Origin of the sequence: Marivivens donghaensis (genome assembly GCF_030410045.1) — a bacterium.
In the GTDB taxonomy this organism is placed as follows: Bacteria; Pseudomonadota; Alphaproteobacteria; order Rhodobacterales; family Rhodobacteraceae; genus Marivivens; species Marivivens donghaensis.
Genome location: NZ_JAUFRA010000007.1, coordinates 1 through 17,540, shown reverse-complemented (window position 1 = coordinate 17,540; position 17,540 = coordinate 1). Strand labels below are relative to the sequence as shown.

Sequence of the window (17,540 nt, the reverse complement as noted above, 5' to 3'; positions counted from 1 at the left end):
ACCAACTCCCCTGTTTTGGCGCTCCAGTCATGCTGCCCCTCTCCTCAGAAACCGCTTGACTTTCTTTATCGCTAACAGTGTCTTTGATCTGGATCAATGGTGTATCAATTTTTTATCGGACACAATGCCGCAGACCATCTACTCAAAGAGCGAGGCCTCCAGCGGGCTGCCAATTTATGTCCAGATCAGCGAAGTGCTGATCCGCGAAATTGCGTCCGGACGCCTGATTGACGGCACCCGTTTGCCACCCGAACGCGAGCTCGCCAAAGAGCATTTCACCACCGTCCGAACACTCCGCAAGGCATTGGATATATTAGAAAATAAGGGGCTTATCGAGCGAATCCAAGGTTCGGGAAACTATGTCCGATCGAGCCAGAATGTCGATAGCGTCTACTCTATGTTCCGGCTCGAATTGCGGACAGGTGGTGGTCTTCCTACTGCGCGGATTTTATCCGTAGATGACCTTAGGAAACCGAACGATTTACCAGAATTCGGCCAGTCAGACCGTGCCAATCGCATTCGGCGACTGAGGTATCTCAATCGTGTACCAATCGCTGTCGAAGAGATTTGGCTGGACGGCTCGGCGGGTCGAATCAAGGCCACTGAACTCTCTGATTCACTCTACCGCTACTACAAGATGCAGCTAGGGTTTTGGATTTCGAGAGCGGAAGACTCGGTCGGTGTGGATTCGGTCCCCGATTGGTCTCCGAACGAATTTCCCAAGCCCATCGGCACCCCCATCGGATTTATCGAACGGTTTAGCCACTCCGAACAGGTCGGCACCGTCGAATTCTCACGCACTTGGTTTGACCACACAACGGCGCGCTACGTGCAGCGCCTGAAATAGGGAGAGGACATGTCCACCACCACGCACTACGGCATCATCGGCTGCGGCATGATGGGTCAGGAACACCTCCGTAATATCGCGCTCTTGCCCGATACGAAGGTGTCCGTAATCTTTGAGCCTGACACAGGCATGCAAGCAGAGGCCGCGAAATTCGCACCCGATGCCAAATTTGTCGATAGTATCGACGCGCTTTTGGAGGCCGAGCACCTCGATTGTATTCTGATTGCAAGCCCAAACTTCCGTCATATCGAGCAGCTCGAGATGATTGGCGCAAAGCGGCCTGTACCAATTCTCGTGGAAAAGCCGCTCTTCACCGACCCAGACCACCTTGCGCGTCTAAACACGTTTATCGAAACATATCCCGCACCAGTTTGGGTCGCGATGGAATATCGCTACATGCCACCAGTCGCTGCACTTCTGGAGTGCTTGGACGACGCGACTGGCGGAGTAAAAATGCTAACCATTCGTGAACACCGTTTTCCGTTCTTGGAAAAGGTGGGGGATTGGAACCGCTTTAATCGCTACACAGGCGGCACCTTCGTCGAGAAATGCTGCCACTTCTTTGACCTGATGCGCCTCGCGATACAGTCTGAACCGATCCGCGTGATGGCGTCAGGTGGTCAGGATGCCAACCACCTCGAAGAATCCTATGCAGGTGAAACGCCTGATATCCTCGACAATGGCTATGTGATTGTCGATTTCGCTAACGGCGTGCGCGCAATGCTGGAACTCTGCATGTTCGCCGAAGGGTCGCGATATCAGGAAGAAATTTCCGCCGTCGGACCCGCTGGCAAAGTAGAGGCGCTGGTGCCGGGACCGGGACGGTTCTGGCCCGAGCATTTGGGCGAGCCGCCGATCCCCCAACTGATCGTCAGTCCTCGTGCACCAAAGGGTCCTGAATTGCGCGAAATACCTGTCGATCCGACGTTGCTAGAAGCTGGAGATCATAACGGATCGACCTTCTACCAACATCAGAAATTCCTTGAACTCGTCCGTGGCGAACGGAACGCTCCGGAGGTGAGTTTGAACGACGGGAAAATGGCTATCTTGATGGGAATGGCGGCACAAATCTCTATGCGTGAACATCGAACTGTTTCACTGACCGAAATCATGGGCACTTAACCTACACCTTGTGAATTGCGGTCAGGTTTCTCACCTGACCGCATTTACAGTAAGCTGCGGCGGGAACGAACACCGGCCATCCCGCCGCAACGTTTTAGATGCGAGTTTTTGGCGCAGCTTCACGATCTGAATCGCCTGAATTAGGTTCCCCTTTCGGTTCGATCAGAAGTACCTTCACCTCGGATTCTGCCCTCGGTCGATGAACCACGCCTTTGGGCACAACAAACAATTCACCCGCCTTTACAGTGCGCGACGGTTCCCCTTCGATATCCATCTGCATCTCACCTTCCAGAACATAGAAAAAGTCATCGGTGTTGTCGTGTTTGTGGAATGGATACTCACCCATGAGCTTTACCACCATGATCTCGTTTTCGTTGTAGTCAGCGACAACATGCGGGTCCCAATGCGTTGAGAATTGAGATAATTTCTCTGCGAGATTTACTGAATTCATTGACGATTTCCTTCTAATTGGTGTTCCAATATACTTTCGAAGCTGGTGAGGGACTTTCCATCCAAAACGAACGACGATCCAAGGATATAACATCACAAGACTTGACGCCGGGTCTTGAACGATCGTGCGCGACGGATTGGGTCGTGACCGCTCCTTGGCAAACTGGCATCCAGAGGATCGAGGCTTATTTCTCTGGCGAGGCCTACGCCCCGCATCGCCATGATACCTATTCGATTGGCTACACAATTAAGGGCGTCCAAAGCTTTGACTATCGTGGTGCTCGTAGTGACAGTGTCGCAGGCCAAGTGATTGTTCTTCATCCCGACGAAATTCATACGGGCGAGGCGGGGACAGAAGCTGGCTTTCACTACCGAATGCTATACGTCGAACCTTCGTTGGTGCGCGACGCTCTGGCGGAGCGCGCAAGTGCACTTCCGTTTCTGCGTGACGCTGTTCTAACTGATCCACTGTTGATGCGAGCTATCCATGCCGCGTTTACCGATATGGACAGGTCTCTTGAAACGGTCGCGATGGATGAATTGACAGTGTTGCTGGCGGATGGGTTGATTGCGAATGATGCATCCGCTCGTCGAACGACCCGGTCTTTGATCGACTTTAATGCCACCCGTCGCGCCAAAGAATACTTGGAAAGTAACCTTAGCGAGGCTGTTCAATCGGAGGAGCTAGAAAAAATCACTGGTTTGGACAGGTATGCGCTGTCGCGCCAGTTTCGGAGAGCCTATGGAACAAGTCCGTATCGGTATCTGACAATGCGCCGACTAGATCAGGCGCGTGGCGACATTGCAGCTGGTGTACCTCTGATCCAAGCGGCTCTTCGTGCAGGATTTTCTGATCAAGCGCACATGACACGGCAATTCAAAGCAGGCTTTGGGATTTCACCGGGTCAGTGGCGACGATTGGTTCAAAAAACCAATAATTGATCAAAGCCAACCTTCGTTTGATCGTCACAAAGGCCGCCGCATGACCGCACTGTGCCTACGTTATTCGATACAATACGATACACCACGTCAGTCCTGCCCGATTTTGACATTGCACTTGTCAAAATGACATGCATAATGTCAATATGAAAGCAGAACAACTCCACCAACTGATTTGGATGTCACGCCCCTTGATGCAAGCTGCGGAAGGCTGCGTTGAAAATGGCTTGACTGGCACCAACCTTACCGTCCGTATGCGCGCCGTTCTCGAAATACTGCACAAGTACGGAGAGCAGACCGTGCCGGAACTTGCGGCAAGGCTCGATATCCAGCGGCAATACGTCCAAATCATGTGCAACGAAACGCTGACCTCAGGTTTCATTGAGCAACGTCCAAATCCCCGCCATAAGCGTTCGCCTATCCTGACGTTGACCAATCAGGGCAGCGCGCTCATCGAAGATATCCTTTCTAAAGAGATGCAGATCATGCAGGAAATGAGCGAAGACCTCAGCACGGAAGATATTGCAACCGCACTTAAGGTTATACTTTCTGTGGTGGACGGTTTGCAAAAACGGACCGGAGAACGAAAATGACAGCAGGGTATATTATTGGTGCTGCGGTCCTTCTCCTCATACTTTGGCTCGGCAATGGCATAAGACGCATTGGCTCAGTCAGTGTCGGGGAACCCATAGGGCGACGTAGCGGATCAGCCCTCCTGCTGATTGATCTTCAATCCGTTTTCTGGGATCGCGGCCCCTATTCGGACACTTCAAAGCAATCTGCTGCCGACGTCATTCTTGAGGAGGTCGCAGCGGCTCGGGCACAGAACCATCCTGTTATTGCGGTCCGTCAGGAATGGTCGATCCCTTCAACAAAATTCTTGGCGAAGCTCACGATGAAAGGCCAGGCGCTAGAAGGCAGTGAAGGGACAGAACTCGCGAGGCCATTCGCGTCGTGTCCTGAACATGTGATTGTAAAGCGTTTGCAGGATGCATTTGAAACAGGCGAGCTTGATGCTCTTTTAGAGCGTCTTAACGTCGGCTCGCTGCGTCTCGTTGGTCTGGATTTAAACTATTGTGTGCAAAAGACAGCGCTGGCCGCCAGACACAGAGGCTATGACGTCACCGTCATTAAGCATGGAACTCTCGCGGTTGGACCAACTGACGTTTCTGAAATGCGGATGTCGTCGGCCGGTGTCGTCTTTTCCTGAGCGGGCATTAGTATTAGAAAGTGACCAGAAGAAACTGCCCGCTCTACTGACCCGCTCTGGAGAAGTGACCCCACAGTCCGCCCAACCTAGCGAAGGGCTGGTTGCCATGTAGCGACAGATAGCACCCCCAGATTATCTGATAAATATCAATGCAATCTGGGGATTAGCGCTTTATCGGACCGCTGATGGGACCCCTTAGGGCCACTGAATTAACCGTGCAGCGCCTCAATTGCGTCAGTCAGTGTGACGGCGCCGAGCAATTCACCAGCCCTGTTCACCACGCCAACCGTTTGATCTGGTGCTTGCGCAAGGGGGGATAGCGCTTCGTCCAAAACCGTCGCGCCACGCAAGGTTGGCCCATCAAAGCTCGCCACTGGTTTCGCCAAGGCACGCAGTTGGATGACCTTTGCGCGGTTAATATCCTTGGTGAAGTCGGCGATGTAGTCGTCCGCAGGTTTGAGCACAATTTCCTGCGCGTCACCCTGCTGGATCATTGATCCGTCCCGAAGGATGGCGATGTTTTCACCAAGGCGGAGTGCCTCATCCAGATCGTGAGTGATGAAGATGATCGTCTTATGCAGTTCTTCCTGAAGTTCGAGAAGGATCGACTGCATATCAAAACGGATCAACGGATCGAGCGCGCTGAAGGCTTCGTCCATCAGGAGGATTTCTGCGTCCGTCGCCAATGCTCGGGCCAGACCGACACGCTGTTGCATACCGCCCGATAGCTGCCCTGGGTAATGGTCCTCGTAGCCAGTCAATCCAACCCGATCGATCCAGTGACGTGCACGTTTGGTCGCTTCGTCTTCGGGGACGCCTTGGATGTTCAGGCCATAGGCGACGTTTTCGCCAATTCGACGGTGCGGCAGAAGACCGAATTTCTGGAACACCATCGACGTCTTTTTCCGACGTAGGTCGCGCAGTTGGGTTTCGGACATCGCCAAAACGTCTTCGCCGTCGATCAGGATTTCCCCGCCCGTGGGTTCGATCAATCGATTGATGTGTCGGATCAGGGTGGATTTCCCAGATCCCGAAAGCCCCATCACCACCTGAATTTGCTTTTCAGGGATTTCGAGCGACACGTTGTCGATCCCAAGAACGTGGTTATGCTGGTCTAGAAGGTCCGATTTGGACAATCCTTTTTGGACCAGCGGCAACATTTTTTCGGGCGATTTGCCGAAGATTTTGTAGAGATTTTTAATGCTGACTTTGGTCTCAGTCATTGCCGTGCCCCTGTCGATATGCCTGTAGACGTTTACCGTAGCTCTGCGTGACGCGGTCAAAGATGATAGCCAATGCAACGATGGCGAGGCCGTTCATCAGGCCCAGCGCGAGGTATTGGTTCGAGATTGCGCGCAGCACAGGCACACCGAGGCCTTTGACACCAATCATCGAGGCAATCACAACCATCGACAGTGCCATCATGATGGTCTGGTTGATGCCAGCAAAAATATTTGGCAGGGCCAGCGGCACCTGAACCCCCAGCAGTTTCTGCCGCGGTGACGCGCCGAACGCATCGGCCGCTTCGAGCACGTCTTTGTCCACCAAACGAATTCCGAGATTTGTCAGGCGAACGATTGGCGGAAGCGCGTAGATGCAGACGGCCAAAAGGCCGGGAACCTTGCCGATGCCCAAGAGCATCACGACAGGGATCAGATAAACGAATGACGGGATGGTCTGCATCACATCAAGGATGGGCGTGATGATGCCTTGTGTGCGGTCAGATCGGGACATTAGGACGCCCAGCGGAATCCCAACCACGATGCACACCAGTGTCGCGACCGAGATGATCGCGAGCGTGGCCATCGTGTCTTCCCACATGTCGAAAATGCCGATCACAACAAAGGCCGCGACGGCTCCGATCGTCACCTTCCACGACCGTGAACCCAGCCACGACAGGCCACCGACGATCAACAGAATGATCGGCCACGGTGCCGCCAAGAGCAGCTTTTCCAGCCAAATTAGAAATTGCAGAAGCGGGTCGAAAAAGTTTTCGAGTGCTTCGCCATACGCGCGAGAGAACGCTTTGAACGTCTCATCAACCGCCTGTTTCATGCCGCTCAATGTGCGGCGGCCAAGTGCGGGAAATTCCAGCAAGAATTCCATTCTGTGTCCTTAGTCCCAAATTATACCCATGAATGGGAAACGGGGGGCACAGGCCCCCCGCATGTTTTCGTCTATTCAGTGATCAAAGTTCAGACTTGATGCCTTCGGCAGCTTCGGCGCTGACCCAACCGCTCCACAGGTCTTCGTACTCTTCGAAGAAGTAGTAAGCAGCATCTTCGCCAGTGGCCTGATTTTCGGTCATGTAAACGAGCATGGCGTTCATGACCTCACCCGGGAACACACGTGTGCCGAGGTAATCAACAGCCAAGCCGCCCTCTTTCATCAGGCGATCGGTGATGACCGAGTGCACTTCGGACTCGGTGTAGGACGTCGGCTGCGGATCGAGGCATTCCTGTTCGGGCTTCACGATACAGCCGTCCCAGTTTTCAGAACCACCCCACGGGGTTTCCCAGTCCAACATCTGGAGCTGGTATTTGCCGATCACCGCAGTCGGCGCCCAGTAGTAGCCAAACCAATATTCGCCGCGCTCAACCGCTTTGGCGATGGACCCGTCAAGGCCAGCTGCGGAACCCGGATCAACCAATGTCCAGCCTTTTTCTTCCATGTCAAAGGCACGGAACAGGCTGGCGTTCGACAGCTGGCAACCCCAACCCGCAGGGCAACCCATGAACGCACCGAGCGATTCATCTTCGGCGTAAGGGAAGAACTCTGGGTGTTCGAGGAGTTGCTCGACAGTAGTAATTTCAGGGTGATCAGCTGCGAATTTAGGATCGACCCACCAACCTTCGCCGAGCCCATCAATCGGGCCGCCATTGACGGAATGCAGACGCCCTTCGGCCATTGCAGCGGCCAGCGGATCCCGAACAGCATTGATCCAGAGTTCGCCAGCTACGTCAGGCTGACCCTTTTCATTCATAGATGCAAAAGTAGTCGTCGTTGCACCCGGGATAAGTTCGACATCACAGCCGTAGCCCGCTTCGAGAACGATTTTATCGACGTTTGCCATGAACTCGGCCGAAGCCCAGTCCATTTCTGCCATAGTCAGCGAGCCACATTCTTCGGCCATTGCCGCATTTGCAAAGCCCGCGGTGAGTCCGATGGCAGCGATTGTGCTAAGTGTCTTGAATTTCAACGGTCCAGTCTCCCTGGTCATATTTCATTTTGAAGGGTCGCCGTTACGGCCCCTCTTGAGACGAAGTCGAAATGCTGCAGATGCAAAAATACGACCACGCATGTCGCAAACAGAACATACGCTGATCCGTATGTAAACTGACTTTCCCAAATGAACTTGTTCAGCCAACACTGGAGGGAGAGCGCTACCCAAATGCCCTCGAGCAGAACTGCCCCTTACTATAGCGATATTGGCAGGACAGCGGCTGCACCTTCTGTGGCTAAATCCCCTCGATTGACCGACAGTTCATCGGCGTTTGGCTCGGATGTTTTTTGCTTCGAACGCCGTCACAGAAAATAGACCATGGAAGTGACGTCGTTTTTCGGTGTATCCGAGGGTTCCTTTGCAAGAGCCCATATCCATGACCATCACCCACCTCGTTACGCACTCTGGCGGCTTTCATGCCGACGAACTTCTGTCGTCTGTCATCCTGACCCGCTTGTACCCACAAGCCGAACTGGTGCGGAGCCGTGATGAAACGTGGATCACCCCTGCCCCGTCGAAAATCATCTACGATGTGGGCCGCGACTATGACGCTGTCGCGCAGATTTTTGACCACCATCAGCGCCCGAACCCATTGCGCGACGACGGTCAGCCTTACAGCTCATTCGGTCTGATTTGGGCACAGTATGGGCGCGACTACCTCGCGGCAATGGATGTTCCCGACACGATGATCGAGGAGGTGTTCGCCAGCTTTGATAAGAGTTTCGTCCTGCCCATCGATCTTTTGGACAATGGTGCCGTCGCGCCTTCGGTTGCAGGACCGCTCTCGGGCCTTACGCTTCCTGTGCTCCTCGAAAGCTTGAAGCCCATATTCGACGACCGTTCCCCAACAGCAGACGATGATGCATTCCGCTCGGCCCTTCCCATCGCACGCGCCTTCGTCGAAGCCCGCATCCAGAACGTCGTCGCAAAATACCGAGCCGAAGCGATGGTCCGTGACGCGATAGAAAAAGCGGGGACTTCAAAGGTGCTCGAACTGCCAATGGGCATGCCATATCGATCAGCCGTCGAGAAAGCCGGCGCGGATCACTTGCTCTTTGTGATCCATCCACGCGATGACGATTGGGCGATTAACGGAATCAAAATGTCGGCTGACACCTTTGACCAACGCGCCGATCTACCCGCCGCTTGGGCTGGATTGACTGATGAAGCGCTCGAACTCGCGTCAGGTGTCAAAGGCGCGAAGTTCTGCCACAACGCACGCTTTATCGCCGTGGCCAACAGTTATGAGGCCATTCAGAAAATGGCTGCCATAGCGGTGGCAGAGGCCGAAAAGACAATCGGCCTCTAATCCGCCTCACACTTTGGGGATGTGGATATCGCGGGCGAGCCGTTTCAACGCGGCAGTCCGGTAGGATGCGTTTGGTGCGCCATAGCCCGCATACTCAACTTTGCGCTGGATAATTTCGAAGAAGAAGCCATTGCCGTATGGGGGGCTATAAAGCTGATAGTAGGCCCCTTTTTATCCTCGTCATAGAGGATGTTCACGGCCTTCAAGAGAGCAATTTCTTCTGCGTTTAGAGACCCACGTGCATTCTGATCGGCGAAATAGTTTTCAAAGATCAGAAGTGTCAGCGACGGCGCGCTGGTCGGCGACGGACATAACAGTCGAAAGACGCATCCGAACTTTGACTTATGCGAGGGTAAGGAGCATAAATTTTCCTCCGTTTATATGCCAGTGCTTCTATGTAGGCAGATGAAGCATCAGGAGGGATGCTGACAAATAAAAAATCTAAATCAACAGGCGATATTCACTTTGTATGTAAATTCGTTATAAATCTTATTTTGCGAAAATAATCGATTATAACATCTCAAGCGCCGCACTGTGACCATCGGCTCACTTTGCGAAAATTTGGAGGCTATGCGCCACACCGCCGTCGATATGAGCACGCAAGACGGATTCTGCCGTGTCGGCATCTCTATTCAGCGCGGCATCAAGCAGGGCCTTATGTTCAGCACTCGCGACATCGCCACGGTATGTCAGAAGGCGCATTTGGTAGCGGAGGTATTTGTCGAAAACGATGCCGTGGACTTGCAACAGTTCGGTCGAACCACAGGCGGAAATCAGCGCCTGATGGAACTCCCAGTCATATTGCTTCCATGCTTCACGTGCGCTGTCATCACCTGACTGCATACGCTTTTCCATCTGGGACAGCTTGTAATGCGCCGAAATAACATGCGCCTCCCAATCCGTTGTCCCTTCCGCCAGTGACTGCCGAAGAGCGTAGCACTCCAATAGAATGCGAAGGTCCGCGATTTCCTTGAGGCCTTCCTTGGAAATGGGCGCCACAATGTGACCGCGCTTTCCTTCGGCGACAACAAAGCCTTCAGAGACGAGACGGTTCAGGATCTCGCGTAGCGTCGGGATCGACGCGCCATAGGTTGCCTTGAGGTGAGAAAGCCGAATTTTCGAATTAGCATCCAAGCGACCAAAAACGATGTCGTGACGCATTACGCGGTAAATATCGTCCCCAAGTTTGCTCATGAAAATCTCTAACTCTACGCCTTCCCTCAGACGAGCGGAGGATAAACAGGTAATTGGGAAGTGCAACAGACTTGACCTAAATCGATTATATTCCGATGGTCAGGTCTAACTAAAGGCAAAAAAATGCTCCACGATACGCTTCAAGACCCGTCCAAACTAACCCGTGCAAGCCGCGTCTCAAACGAGATACGCGACGCTATTATTGCGGGCAAAATGAGGCCCGGAGCGAAGGTGAACCTTGATCACCTCCGCGAAGAATACGGCGTATCGCTGTCACCGATCCGAGAAGCGATTTCCAGATTGGTTGCTGATCGGCTCGTTGAATTTGAAGACAAAAAGGGGTTCAGGATCGTCCCTCTTGGCATGGCAAACTTGCTGGAGATCACTCGTCTACGTGCGGACCTCGAAGCTCTCGCTCTTAAACACGCGATAGCGATAGGAACGCTTGAGTGGGAAAGCAAAATTCCAGCTGCGATCCACCACATGAATAATACCACGGGGACCAATCAGACGGCCGCACACGACCTGTTCCACACAAGTCTGATTCGTGGATGTGCGATGCCGATGCTACGCGATTTGTGCGTCATGCTTGGCAATCTCCACAAACGATACGCCAATATCCTGAACTATGATGGAGCAGGACGGGACATGGCTGGCGAACACGCCGCGATTGCTGACGCGGCTCTCGCCCGAGATGCGGAACTCGGCCCAACCCTGCTCGCCCGACATATCGAACGCACGGGCAACGACCTAAGCGCTCTATTCGAAAAACGCGCCAAAGATTTCAAGTGAGGAGAACACCATGTCCAAAACCGTCTACATTCTGAACGGTCCGAACCTAAACCTATTGGGCAAACGGCAGCCGGAAATTTACGGTCGCGACACCTTGGACGATGTCGAAGCAAACTGCTCTGCAGTGGCGACTGCTGCTGGCTTTGCCGTGAAGCTACTGCAATCTAACTACGAAGGTCAGATCGTCGACTGGATCCACGAAGCCCGCGAACAAGCGGCCGCAATCATCATCAACCCAGGTGCGCTGACCCACTACTCCATTGCGGTTCTCGACGCGCTGAACACATTCGAAGGTCCCGTTATCGAGGTCCACATTAGCCAAGTGCACAAACGTGAGTCCTTCCGCCACCATTCGTATGTCAGCATGCGCGCTGACGCTGTGATGGCTGGCTTCGGGATCAACGGCTACACACTTGCAACCAGCCATGTTGCAACACTGATCTAAAACTAAAAACGCGGCGCTAGAGGTAATCCAGCGCCGCGTTTTCATTGTCATTTGAGTAAGTTGAAGGCCACCGCGACCAAAAGAATTGCAGTATCGGCGCAGGTTTGATCGGACGTCGCCATGCGGAAGCAGTGCAGCTGTCCCCCGCTGCCACACTCTGCGCAATTGTGGACCCAACAGACGAAGGCAAAGCATTCGCCAGTAGCTTGGGCGTCAGGTGGCATCCCGATCTTGCGGCTCTTTTTGCAGCGGGCGAGGTTGATGGAGTTGTGCTAGCCGTTCCGAACACCGTTCATGGCGTCACTGCAATGCAATGCGTTGAGGCAGGCATTCCCGCTATTGTCGAAAAGCCCTTCACAACGGATTTAGTTGAAGGACGCAGGGTGCTTGCCGCCGCCAAAGCCGCGGGCCTTCCGCTTTTGACAGGCCATCATCGGCGCTATAACCCGTTGATACGAAAGGCTGTTGAAATCGTTCGAAGTGGCAAACTTGGTCACATCACCACCGTTCAAGCGCAAACGTGCTTCCTCAAACCTGATCACTATTTCGACGTCGATTGGCGCCGCAAGGCGGGCGCTGGCCCAGTTTACCTGAACCTGATCCACGACATTGATCTGCTTAACGCCCTATGCGGTCCGATTACCTCTGTCCATGCGATGGAATCCAATGCGGTTCGTGGGAACGAGGTCGAAGAAACCGCTGTCGTTCTGCTGAAATTTGAAAGTGGCGTTTTAGGCACTGTCAACGTGAGCGACACGGCATCGGCACCGTGGAGTTGGGAACTCACCGCACGAGAGAATGCGCATTATCCCGCGACTAGTGAAAACTGCTATTGGCTCGGTGGAACTAAAGGGTCGCTTGCCCTTCCGAACCTCGCTGTTTGGACGCACGACGGGCCGAACGGCTGGTGGTCCCCCATTTCGGCGTCGAAACCGATCTTCGAATTTGATGACCCGCTAGTTCTGCAAGTTTCCCATTTTTCTGAGGTTATCGCAGGTACCGCAGAACCCGTGGTTAGCGGCGCCGACGGGCTGGCGGCTGTTGAAGTGATCACGGCTATCAAAAGGTCCGCCGCGACTGGGAAAACAGTCGAAATCGCGAACCTTTAGAAGGCTATCGTTCTCGCACAGCGAGCGCCCAATAGTCGGCAATTGGTTTAACCAAATAGGACGCCAAAGTGCGGGGCCCAGTCGACAGAAACACTTGGGCTGGCACTCCTGCAGGAAGCGGGAACAAGTCGTCGTCTATCGCCACCTCCAAGCGGTAGGCCACCCTTCCTGTCATTTGGTCGGTGACGGTATCAGGAGAGACTAAGCGAACTACGCCACTGACCTCTGGCGTGGCGACTGCATCAACTGTCGGAAACCGAATTCGTACCGATTGGCCCAATTGAACGCTATCAATTTGGGTTGGATCAACCTCCGCCGCGATTATGCGCGGTTGGCCCATTGGAGAAATCGTCGCGATTTCCGCACCTGATGGAATTACTCCGCCGATTGTTTCGATTTGTAGGGCAGTGACAATACCGTCGATGGGCGCCCGAACAACGAGGCGATCCACGAGCGCCTCGATCAACGCTAAGCGCTCTTGTAGTTCCTCAACCCGCGACAAGGTCGTCGCTAATTCAGCCCGTGCTGCATCTCTGGTCGCGGCTTCCAAACGAAGCCCTTCGGCAACATAGCCGTCGGCGGCACCTCGCGCTTCGGTTATCGCTATTTCGATTTCGGCAATTTGCGCTTCGAGCCGCGCCTCTTCACGTTGCAAAGCGGAGACCCGATTGGCTTGTGTCAGCCCAACATTCAGCAAGGCGGCCTGAGCAACAAGTTCATCCTGAACGAGCGCGATCTGAGTACGCACCGCCGTCAACTGCCTCTCCCGCCCCGCCGCAATTGCATTTGCTTTCGCTTGCTGTTGCGCGAGCTGCAAGTGTGCCTGCGCTTGAGCCGCTCGCCCCGCCGCAAAAATTGCGTCTTGGCCGGCATCGACTGGAAGACCGTCAAAATCAACTGCAGCCGCCCCCACTGCCTCTGCCCGCAATCGTGCCGCTTGGGCCAGCAATGTCGCCAATTGCGCCTGAATGACAGAACGTTGGGCGACTAGTTCAATGCCATCGAGTGTCACAATCGAATCGCCCGCGCGCACTTCCAATCCATCTTGCACGTGGATTTGAGAAACAACACCCCCATCAGGATGCTGCACGACCTGCCGCCCAAGGGAGTACTCCACATGGCCAGATGCAATCACTGCGCCGTCGATTTCGACAGAAACTGCCCAGACTAAAAAGCCAACTAGCCCAACCAGGATGACCTGAATGCCGCGTTTCGTCGACCTGTCAGAAGAGAAATCAGCAGTCAAAGTCATGCGGGAATACCCTGCGGCTGGACGAATTTCTGAAGCACCGCATCACGTGGCCCAAAGGCGCGCATTTGACCGTCACGCAAAATCATCACCTTATTACATTCAACTAAGGCAGAGGGGCGATGCGCCATGACGACCACAACCTTTCCCGCGTTCCGCGCATTCGAAATTGCATCGTTCAAAGCCTGAACTCCAACATCGTCCAGATGTGCATTCGGTTCGTCTAAAACAAGCGCAACTGGATCACCAAAGAGCGCTCGGGCGAGGCCAATCCGCTGTTTTTGTCCACCAGAGAGCACAGTCGCGCCGTGGTCGACGACCGTGTCATAGCCATCGGGCAGCCCAAGGATCACATCGTGCGCCGACGCTGCCATGGCCGCATCTATGATCGCTTGTGGGTCGGCATCCGGCGTAAATCGCGCGATGTTCTGTGCGATGGTGCCGTTGAAAAGTGCGGCGTCTTGGGGAAGGTAACCGAAATAGCGCCCCAATTGGTCTGGATCATACTGGCTCAAGGCAACACCTCCCAGTCGAACATCACCGATTGCGATAGGCAATATCCCCACGATGGCCTTGGCAAAGGTTGATTTCCCTGCGGCTGATGGGCCAATCACTGCGATCGCATCTCCAGCGTTGGCCTTAAACGATATACCTTGGAGCGTTGGCCGTTTCTGGCGTCCTACGACAACCGCCAGATTGGTCACTTCGAGCTGTGCTGCTGGGCGGGGCAAAGGCAATCTCATTGTGCGCTGCGTGGTCATCGACAACGTCTGATCCAAAGATTTCCACGCTGAAATAGCGCGCTGCATGTGGGGCCAATGAGCGACAACCTGCTCTACAGGCGAAAGAGCTCGACCAAGCAGGATAGAACCCGCAACCATCACCCCACCTGAAATATGGCCCTGAATGACCAGAAGGGCCCCGAGGCCAAGCATACCAGACTGCATCATCATGCGCGCTGAACGACTGAGCGAGGTGACCACACCGCCAGCGTCCGAAACCTTCAGCGAGGCACCAAGCGCCCGCATCCGTAAATCCTGCCAGATATCGCCCGACACTGACGCCATCCCCAACCCACGAACGGTCTCATTATGCGCGCTAATTGCGAAGGCATGAGCGTCAGCGCGCGACGTCTCAGCAGCCTCTCGAGATTGGGGAGAGGCGGTCAGGCTGTGGTTAACCAGCGCAAAAGCGAACACAACGCCAACCCCAAATATAGCGAAGCCGCCCATCACAGGGTGGAACACGAACAAGACGCCGATAAAGATCGGCACCCAAGGCAAGTCAAAAATTGCACCCGTTCCGGCTGAGGCCAATGCCGCACGGACGACCGTCACAGAACGGAGCTCTTCGCTCGGTTGGTTCTGCATCAACACCGCATCGTAAACACGGCGATCCAAAGAAGCCTGAAATTTCGCCCCAATGCGGGCGAGCACGCGACCACGATAGATATCCAGCAGCCCCATCAGCACATAGCAATACACGACAATTGCAAACAAAACGCCCAAGGTCGCCGTCGATCGACTGATCAATACTCGGTCATAGACCTGAAGCATGAACAGCGGGCCCGTGAGCATCAAGAGATTGATGACCGCACTAAAAAGCCCAACGACAGCGAATGCACGCCAAGAAAGAGAAAGCGGACTTAGAAGGTTATTGGGGAATTTCGAAACGTGCATAGAGCACTCCGCGATTGGACTGGCTTGGCCCAATCAAATATCGATTTGGTTCAAATCTGATTAATTACGATGCCGAAAAGTAGGGCGCCCAATTCACTTCGCTCTAGCCGTATTGACAGGAAACCACGTCTCACTGAGTGTTTGATCGACCCCTTAGCAACAGGTTTCCAAATGCCGATTGCAGATTTGATTATCGAAAACGCATCCATTCTCACAATGGATCCAGAAAATCCCCGAGCAGAGGCACTGGCAGTTCAAGGCAATCGTATCATCGCCGTCGGCAACGCCACGTCGATTGCGCCATTGGCGGACCACACAACCAAGCGGATCGACGCACAAGGTTGCACTGTTCTGCCTGGACTGGTTGAGGCACACATGCACCTTTTTTGGGGCGGATATGGCTTGAAACTCCTCCAACTGACGGGCGTTAAGGGGCTGGATCAGCTAGCCCCTCGGCTGCGAGCCTATGCAGATGCTAACCCGACTGAAGGTCTACTGATCTGCAAGGCTGCGGACTACAACCTGTTCGGTGACGGGAAACATACTACGCGACAGGATTTGGACGCGGCTCTCTCCGACCGACCCGTTATTCTACTATCCAGCGATCATCATACGGCTTGGGCAAACACAATCGCATTGGAAAAAGCTGGGATCCTATATGGCGCCAAAATGCCAGTCGGATGTGAAGTCGTCATGGCCGACGATGGCACCGCAAGCGGCGAGTTGCGAGAACAATTCGCATATGCACCCGTCCTAGCCTTGCGAACCTCTGGCGGACGCGAGGATTTGGGCTTCGCGGGCTTAGAACCCTCCACACCGCCGACTGCGGAAGAAAGAGAGGAAGACCTCGACACCCTACGCAGAGGCCTCGAATACTGCGCCTCGTTTGGCTTTACCTCGCTCCACAATATGGACGGGAACTTCTATCAATTAGAATTGCTAAGGGAATTGGAGAGGCGCGGGGAACTCATCTGCCGCACCGAAGTCCCATTTCACCTCACCCCTGAAAAACCGGTTTCATCGATTATCGACGCGCTCGAGATGCGCGAACGATATTCCACGGACCGCCTCCGTTCGGGACGCATCAAAATGTTTATGGATGGCGTGATAGATAGTGGCACTGCCTTCATGTTTGAACCGTTCAGTGACGGTAGCACATGCGAACCGCTGCACACTGCTGAGAGGTTTAACGAAATTTGTATTGAAGCGGACAAACACGGCCTACAAATTTCAGTACACGCCATCGGTGATGCCGCTGTTAGGCGAACGCTTGATGGGTATGAAGCTGCTCGAAAAGCCAACGGCCCGCGCGATAGTCGCCACCGTGTAGAGCATATCGAAGTGATGCATCCTGACGATCTTCACCGTTTTGCCGAACTTGGCGTGATCGCATCGGTCCAACCTTCACATCCCCCCCTAGCGATGGACTTTCCACGCGACCCGTGGGCAGCAATGGTAGGTGAAGCTCGCTTGAAACATGCTTTCCCAGACAAGGCCCTGCGTGAAGCGAACGTACCAATCGCCTTCTCCTCAGATTGGCCAATCACCGATATTAACCCTATGCGCAGCGTAAAAGCGGCCATGACGCGCCCAAAGCTGTCAGATGATTGCCCCGACAATACCTGCACGCTCCACGAAGCCTTCCATGCCTATACGGCAGGAGGCGCGTATGCTGGTTTCGACGAGGATCGACTAGGGATGCTGAAGGCTGGGATGCTTGCTGATCTCGTGATTATGGGCAGCAATCTTGAAGATTTACCAATCGACGTGCTCGATCAAGCCAAAGCACGAACCACGATTGTTGACGGCCAGATTGTTTGGGGCGTTTAGGCTATTGCCAAACGCCGACAGCCCCTTTTTTGGGGTTACTAGGCACTGAATGTATTGAAGAATTTGTTTTGGTTGCGGGGGTAGGATTTGAACCTACGACCTTCAGGTTATGAGCCTGACGAGCTACCGGGCTGCTCCACCC

Annotated in this window: 17 protein-coding genes; 10 read left to right on the top strand and 7 right to left on the bottom strand. The window is 54.0% G+C overall.

Features of this window, described 5'->3' with window-relative positions; genetic code table 11:
- Window positions 1-124: 124 nt before the first annotated feature.
- Complete coding sequence (locus QWY83_RS11790) at window positions 125-847, top strand: GntR family transcriptional regulator (RefSeq protein WP_249946853.1); 723 nt, start codon at window positions 125-127, stop codon at window positions 845-847.
- A gap of 9 nt (window positions 848-856) precedes the next feature.
- Window positions 857-1,969, top strand: a complete 1,113-nt coding sequence (locus QWY83_RS11785; RefSeq protein ID WP_249946852.1) for a Gfo/Idh/MocA family protein — start codon at window positions 857-859, stop codon at window positions 1,967-1,969.
- A 94-nt stretch (window positions 1,970-2,063) separates the two neighbouring features.
- Here the strand turns inward: QWY83_RS11785 and QWY83_RS11780 are convergent, their stop codons facing one another.
- Complete coding sequence (locus tag QWY83_RS11780) at window positions 2,064-2,420, bottom strand: cupin domain-containing protein (protein ID WP_249946851.1); 357 nt, start codon at window positions 2,418-2,420, stop codon at window positions 2,064-2,066.
- Between the two features lie 143 nt (window positions 2,421-2,563).
- Between QWY83_RS11780 and QWY83_RS11775 the strand changes: the two genes are divergently transcribed.
- The 3 genes from QWY83_RS11775 (at window position 2,564) to QWY83_RS11765 (ending at window position 4,568) form a co-directional block, all read left to right on the top strand.
- Window positions 2,564-3,361, top strand: a complete 798-nt coding sequence (locus QWY83_RS11775) for an AraC family transcriptional regulator (RefSeq protein WP_249946850.1) — start codon at window positions 2,564-2,566, stop codon at window positions 3,359-3,361.
- A gap of 128 nt (window positions 3,362-3,489) precedes the next feature.
- Window positions 3,490-3,951 (top strand): MarR family winged helix-turn-helix transcriptional regulator, encoded by a 462-nt coding sequence (locus QWY83_RS11770; RefSeq protein WP_249946849.1) that lies wholly within the window; start codon window positions 3,490-3,492, stop codon window positions 3,949-3,951.
- A complete protein-coding gene (locus QWY83_RS11765; protein WP_249946848.1) occupies window positions 3,948-4,568 on the top strand; it encodes a cysteine hydrolase family protein in 621 nt (206 codons plus the stop codon). Before QWY83_RS11770 ends, QWY83_RS11765 begins: the two co-directional genes overlap by 4 nt.
- Window positions 4,569-4,777: 209 nt before the next feature.
- Here QWY83_RS11765 and QWY83_RS11760 read toward each other — a convergent pair whose 3' ends face one another.
- From QWY83_RS11760 to QWY83_RS11750, 3 genes are all read right to left on the bottom strand, one after another.
- Window positions 4,778-5,791 (bottom strand): quaternary amine ABC transporter ATP-binding protein, encoded by a 1,014-nt coding sequence (locus QWY83_RS11760; protein WP_249946847.1) that lies wholly within the window; start codon window positions 5,789-5,791, stop codon window positions 4,778-4,780.
- Complete coding sequence (locus QWY83_RS11755; RefSeq protein ID WP_105235941.1) at window positions 5,784-6,674, bottom strand: ABC transporter permease; 891 nt, start codon at window positions 6,672-6,674, stop codon at window positions 5,784-5,786. Before QWY83_RS11755 ends, QWY83_RS11760 begins: the two co-directional genes overlap by 8 nt.
- An 82-nt stretch (window positions 6,675-6,756) precedes the next feature.
- Window positions 6,757-7,767, bottom strand: coding sequence for a glycine betaine ABC transporter substrate-binding protein (locus tag QWY83_RS11750; protein WP_249946846.1), 1,011 nt, complete (start codon window positions 7,765-7,767; stop codon window positions 6,757-6,759).
- Window positions 7,768-8,167: 400 nt separating this feature from the next.
- Here QWY83_RS11750 and QWY83_RS11745 point away from each other — a divergent pair, with 400 nt between their 5' ends.
- The gene (locus QWY83_RS11745; RefSeq protein WP_249946845.1) at window positions 8,168-9,100 is read left to right on the top strand and encodes an MYG1 family protein; all 933 of its coding nucleotides are present in this window, start codon (window positions 8,168-8,170) and stop codon (window positions 9,098-9,100) included.
- Between the two features lie 546 nt (window positions 9,101-9,646).
- Here QWY83_RS11745 and QWY83_RS11740 read toward each other — a convergent pair.
- Complete coding sequence (locus QWY83_RS11740; RefSeq protein ID WP_249946844.1) at window positions 9,647-10,294, bottom strand: GntR family transcriptional regulator; 648 nt, start codon at window positions 10,292-10,294, stop codon at window positions 9,647-9,649.
- A 123-nt stretch (window positions 10,295-10,417) separates the two neighbouring features.
- Here QWY83_RS11740 and QWY83_RS11735 point away from each other — a divergent pair, with 123 nt between their 5' ends.
- The 3 genes from QWY83_RS11735 to QWY83_RS11725 all read left to right on the top strand — a co-directional run bounded on the left by QWY83_RS11735 (window position 10,418) and on the right by QWY83_RS11725 (window position 12,640).
- Window positions 10,418-11,086 (top strand): GntR family transcriptional regulator, encoded by a 669-nt coding sequence (locus QWY83_RS11735; protein ID WP_249946843.1) that lies wholly within the window; start codon window positions 10,418-10,420, stop codon window positions 11,084-11,086.
- Window positions 11,087-11,096: 10 nt separating this feature from the next.
- Entirely contained in the window at window positions 11,097-11,531 is a 435-nt protein-coding gene (gene aroQ / locus QWY83_RS11730) for a type II 3-dehydroquinate dehydratase (RefSeq protein ID WP_105235945.1), read from the top strand.
- A gap of 104 nt (window positions 11,532-11,635) precedes the next feature.
- Entirely contained in the window at window positions 11,636-12,640 is a 1,005-nt protein-coding gene (locus QWY83_RS11725) for a Gfo/Idh/MocA family protein (protein ID WP_249946842.1), read from the top strand.
- A gap of 4 nt (window positions 12,641-12,644) precedes the next feature.
- Here the strand turns inward: QWY83_RS11725 and QWY83_RS11720 are convergent, their stop codons facing one another.
- Both QWY83_RS11720 and QWY83_RS11715 read right to left on the bottom strand, forming a co-directional pair.
- A complete protein-coding gene (locus tag QWY83_RS11720) occupies window positions 12,645-13,892 on the bottom strand; it encodes an HlyD family type I secretion periplasmic adaptor subunit (RefSeq protein ID WP_249946841.1) in 1,248 nt (415 codons plus the stop codon).
- The gene (locus QWY83_RS11715; protein WP_249946840.1) at window positions 13,889-15,568 is read right to left on the bottom strand and encodes a type I secretion system permease/ATPase; all 1,680 of its coding nucleotides are present in this window, start codon (window positions 15,566-15,568) and stop codon (window positions 13,889-13,891) included. Before QWY83_RS11715 ends, QWY83_RS11720 begins: the two co-directional genes overlap by 4 nt.
- A gap of 141 nt (window positions 15,569-15,709) precedes the next feature.
- On the opposite strand from QWY83_RS11715, the gene QWY83_RS11710 reads away from it, so the two are divergent.
- Window positions 15,710-17,398: an amidohydrolase gene (locus QWY83_RS11710; RefSeq protein WP_249946839.1), complete on the top strand. Its 1,689-nt coding sequence runs from the start codon at window positions 15,710-15,712 to the stop codon at window positions 17,396-17,398.
- The last annotated feature ends 142 nt before the right edge of the window (window positions 17,399-17,540 follow it).

Excerpts from the sequence above, each read along its gene's own strand:
- QWY83_RS11790 (WP_249946853.1), top strand. The coding sequence starts at position 125 with ATGCCGCAGACCATCTACTCAAAGAGCGAGGCCTCCAGCGGGCTGCCA.
- QWY83_RS11785 (WP_249946852.1), top strand. The coding sequence starts at position 857 with ATGTCCACCACCACGCACTACGGCATCATCGGCTGCGGCATGATGGGT.
- QWY83_RS11780 (WP_249946851.1), bottom strand. The coding sequence starts at position 2,420 with ATGAATTCAGTAAATCTCGCAGAGAAATTATCTCAATTCTCAACGCAT.
- QWY83_RS11770 (WP_249946849.1), top strand. The coding sequence starts at position 3,490 with ATGCATAATGTCAATATGAAAGCAGAACAACTCCACCAACTGATTTGG.
- QWY83_RS11765 (WP_249946848.1), top strand. The coding sequence starts at position 3,948 with ATGACAGCAGGGTATATTATTGGTGCTGCGGTCCTTCTCCTCATACTT.
- QWY83_RS11760 (WP_249946847.1), bottom strand. The coding sequence starts at position 5,791 with ATGACTGAGACCAAAGTCAGCATTAAAAATCTCTACAAAATCTTCGGC.
- QWY83_RS11755 (WP_105235941.1), bottom strand. The coding sequence starts at position 6,674 with ATGGAATTCTTGCTGGAATTTCCCGCACTTGGCCGCCGCACATTGAGC.
- QWY83_RS11745 (WP_249946845.1), top strand. The coding sequence starts at position 8,168 with ATGACCATCACCCACCTCGTTACGCACTCTGGCGGCTTTCATGCCGAC.
- QWY83_RS11740 (WP_249946844.1), bottom strand. The coding sequence starts at position 10,294 with ATGAGCAAACTTGGGGACGATATTTACCGCGTAATGCGTCACGACATC.
- QWY83_RS11735 (WP_249946843.1), top strand. The coding sequence starts at position 10,418 with ATGCTCCACGATACGCTTCAAGACCCGTCCAAACTAACCCGTGCAAGC.
- aroQ (WP_105235945.1), top strand. The coding sequence starts at position 11,097 with ATGTCCAAAACCGTCTACATTCTGAACGGTCCGAACCTAAACCTATTG.
- QWY83_RS11720 (WP_249946841.1), bottom strand. The coding sequence starts at position 13,892 with ATGACTTTGACTGCTGATTTCTCTTCTGACAGGTCGACGAAACGCGGC.
- QWY83_RS11715 (WP_249946840.1), bottom strand. The coding sequence starts at position 15,568 with ATGCACGTTTCGAAATTCCCCAATAACCTTCTAAGTCCGCTTTCTCTT.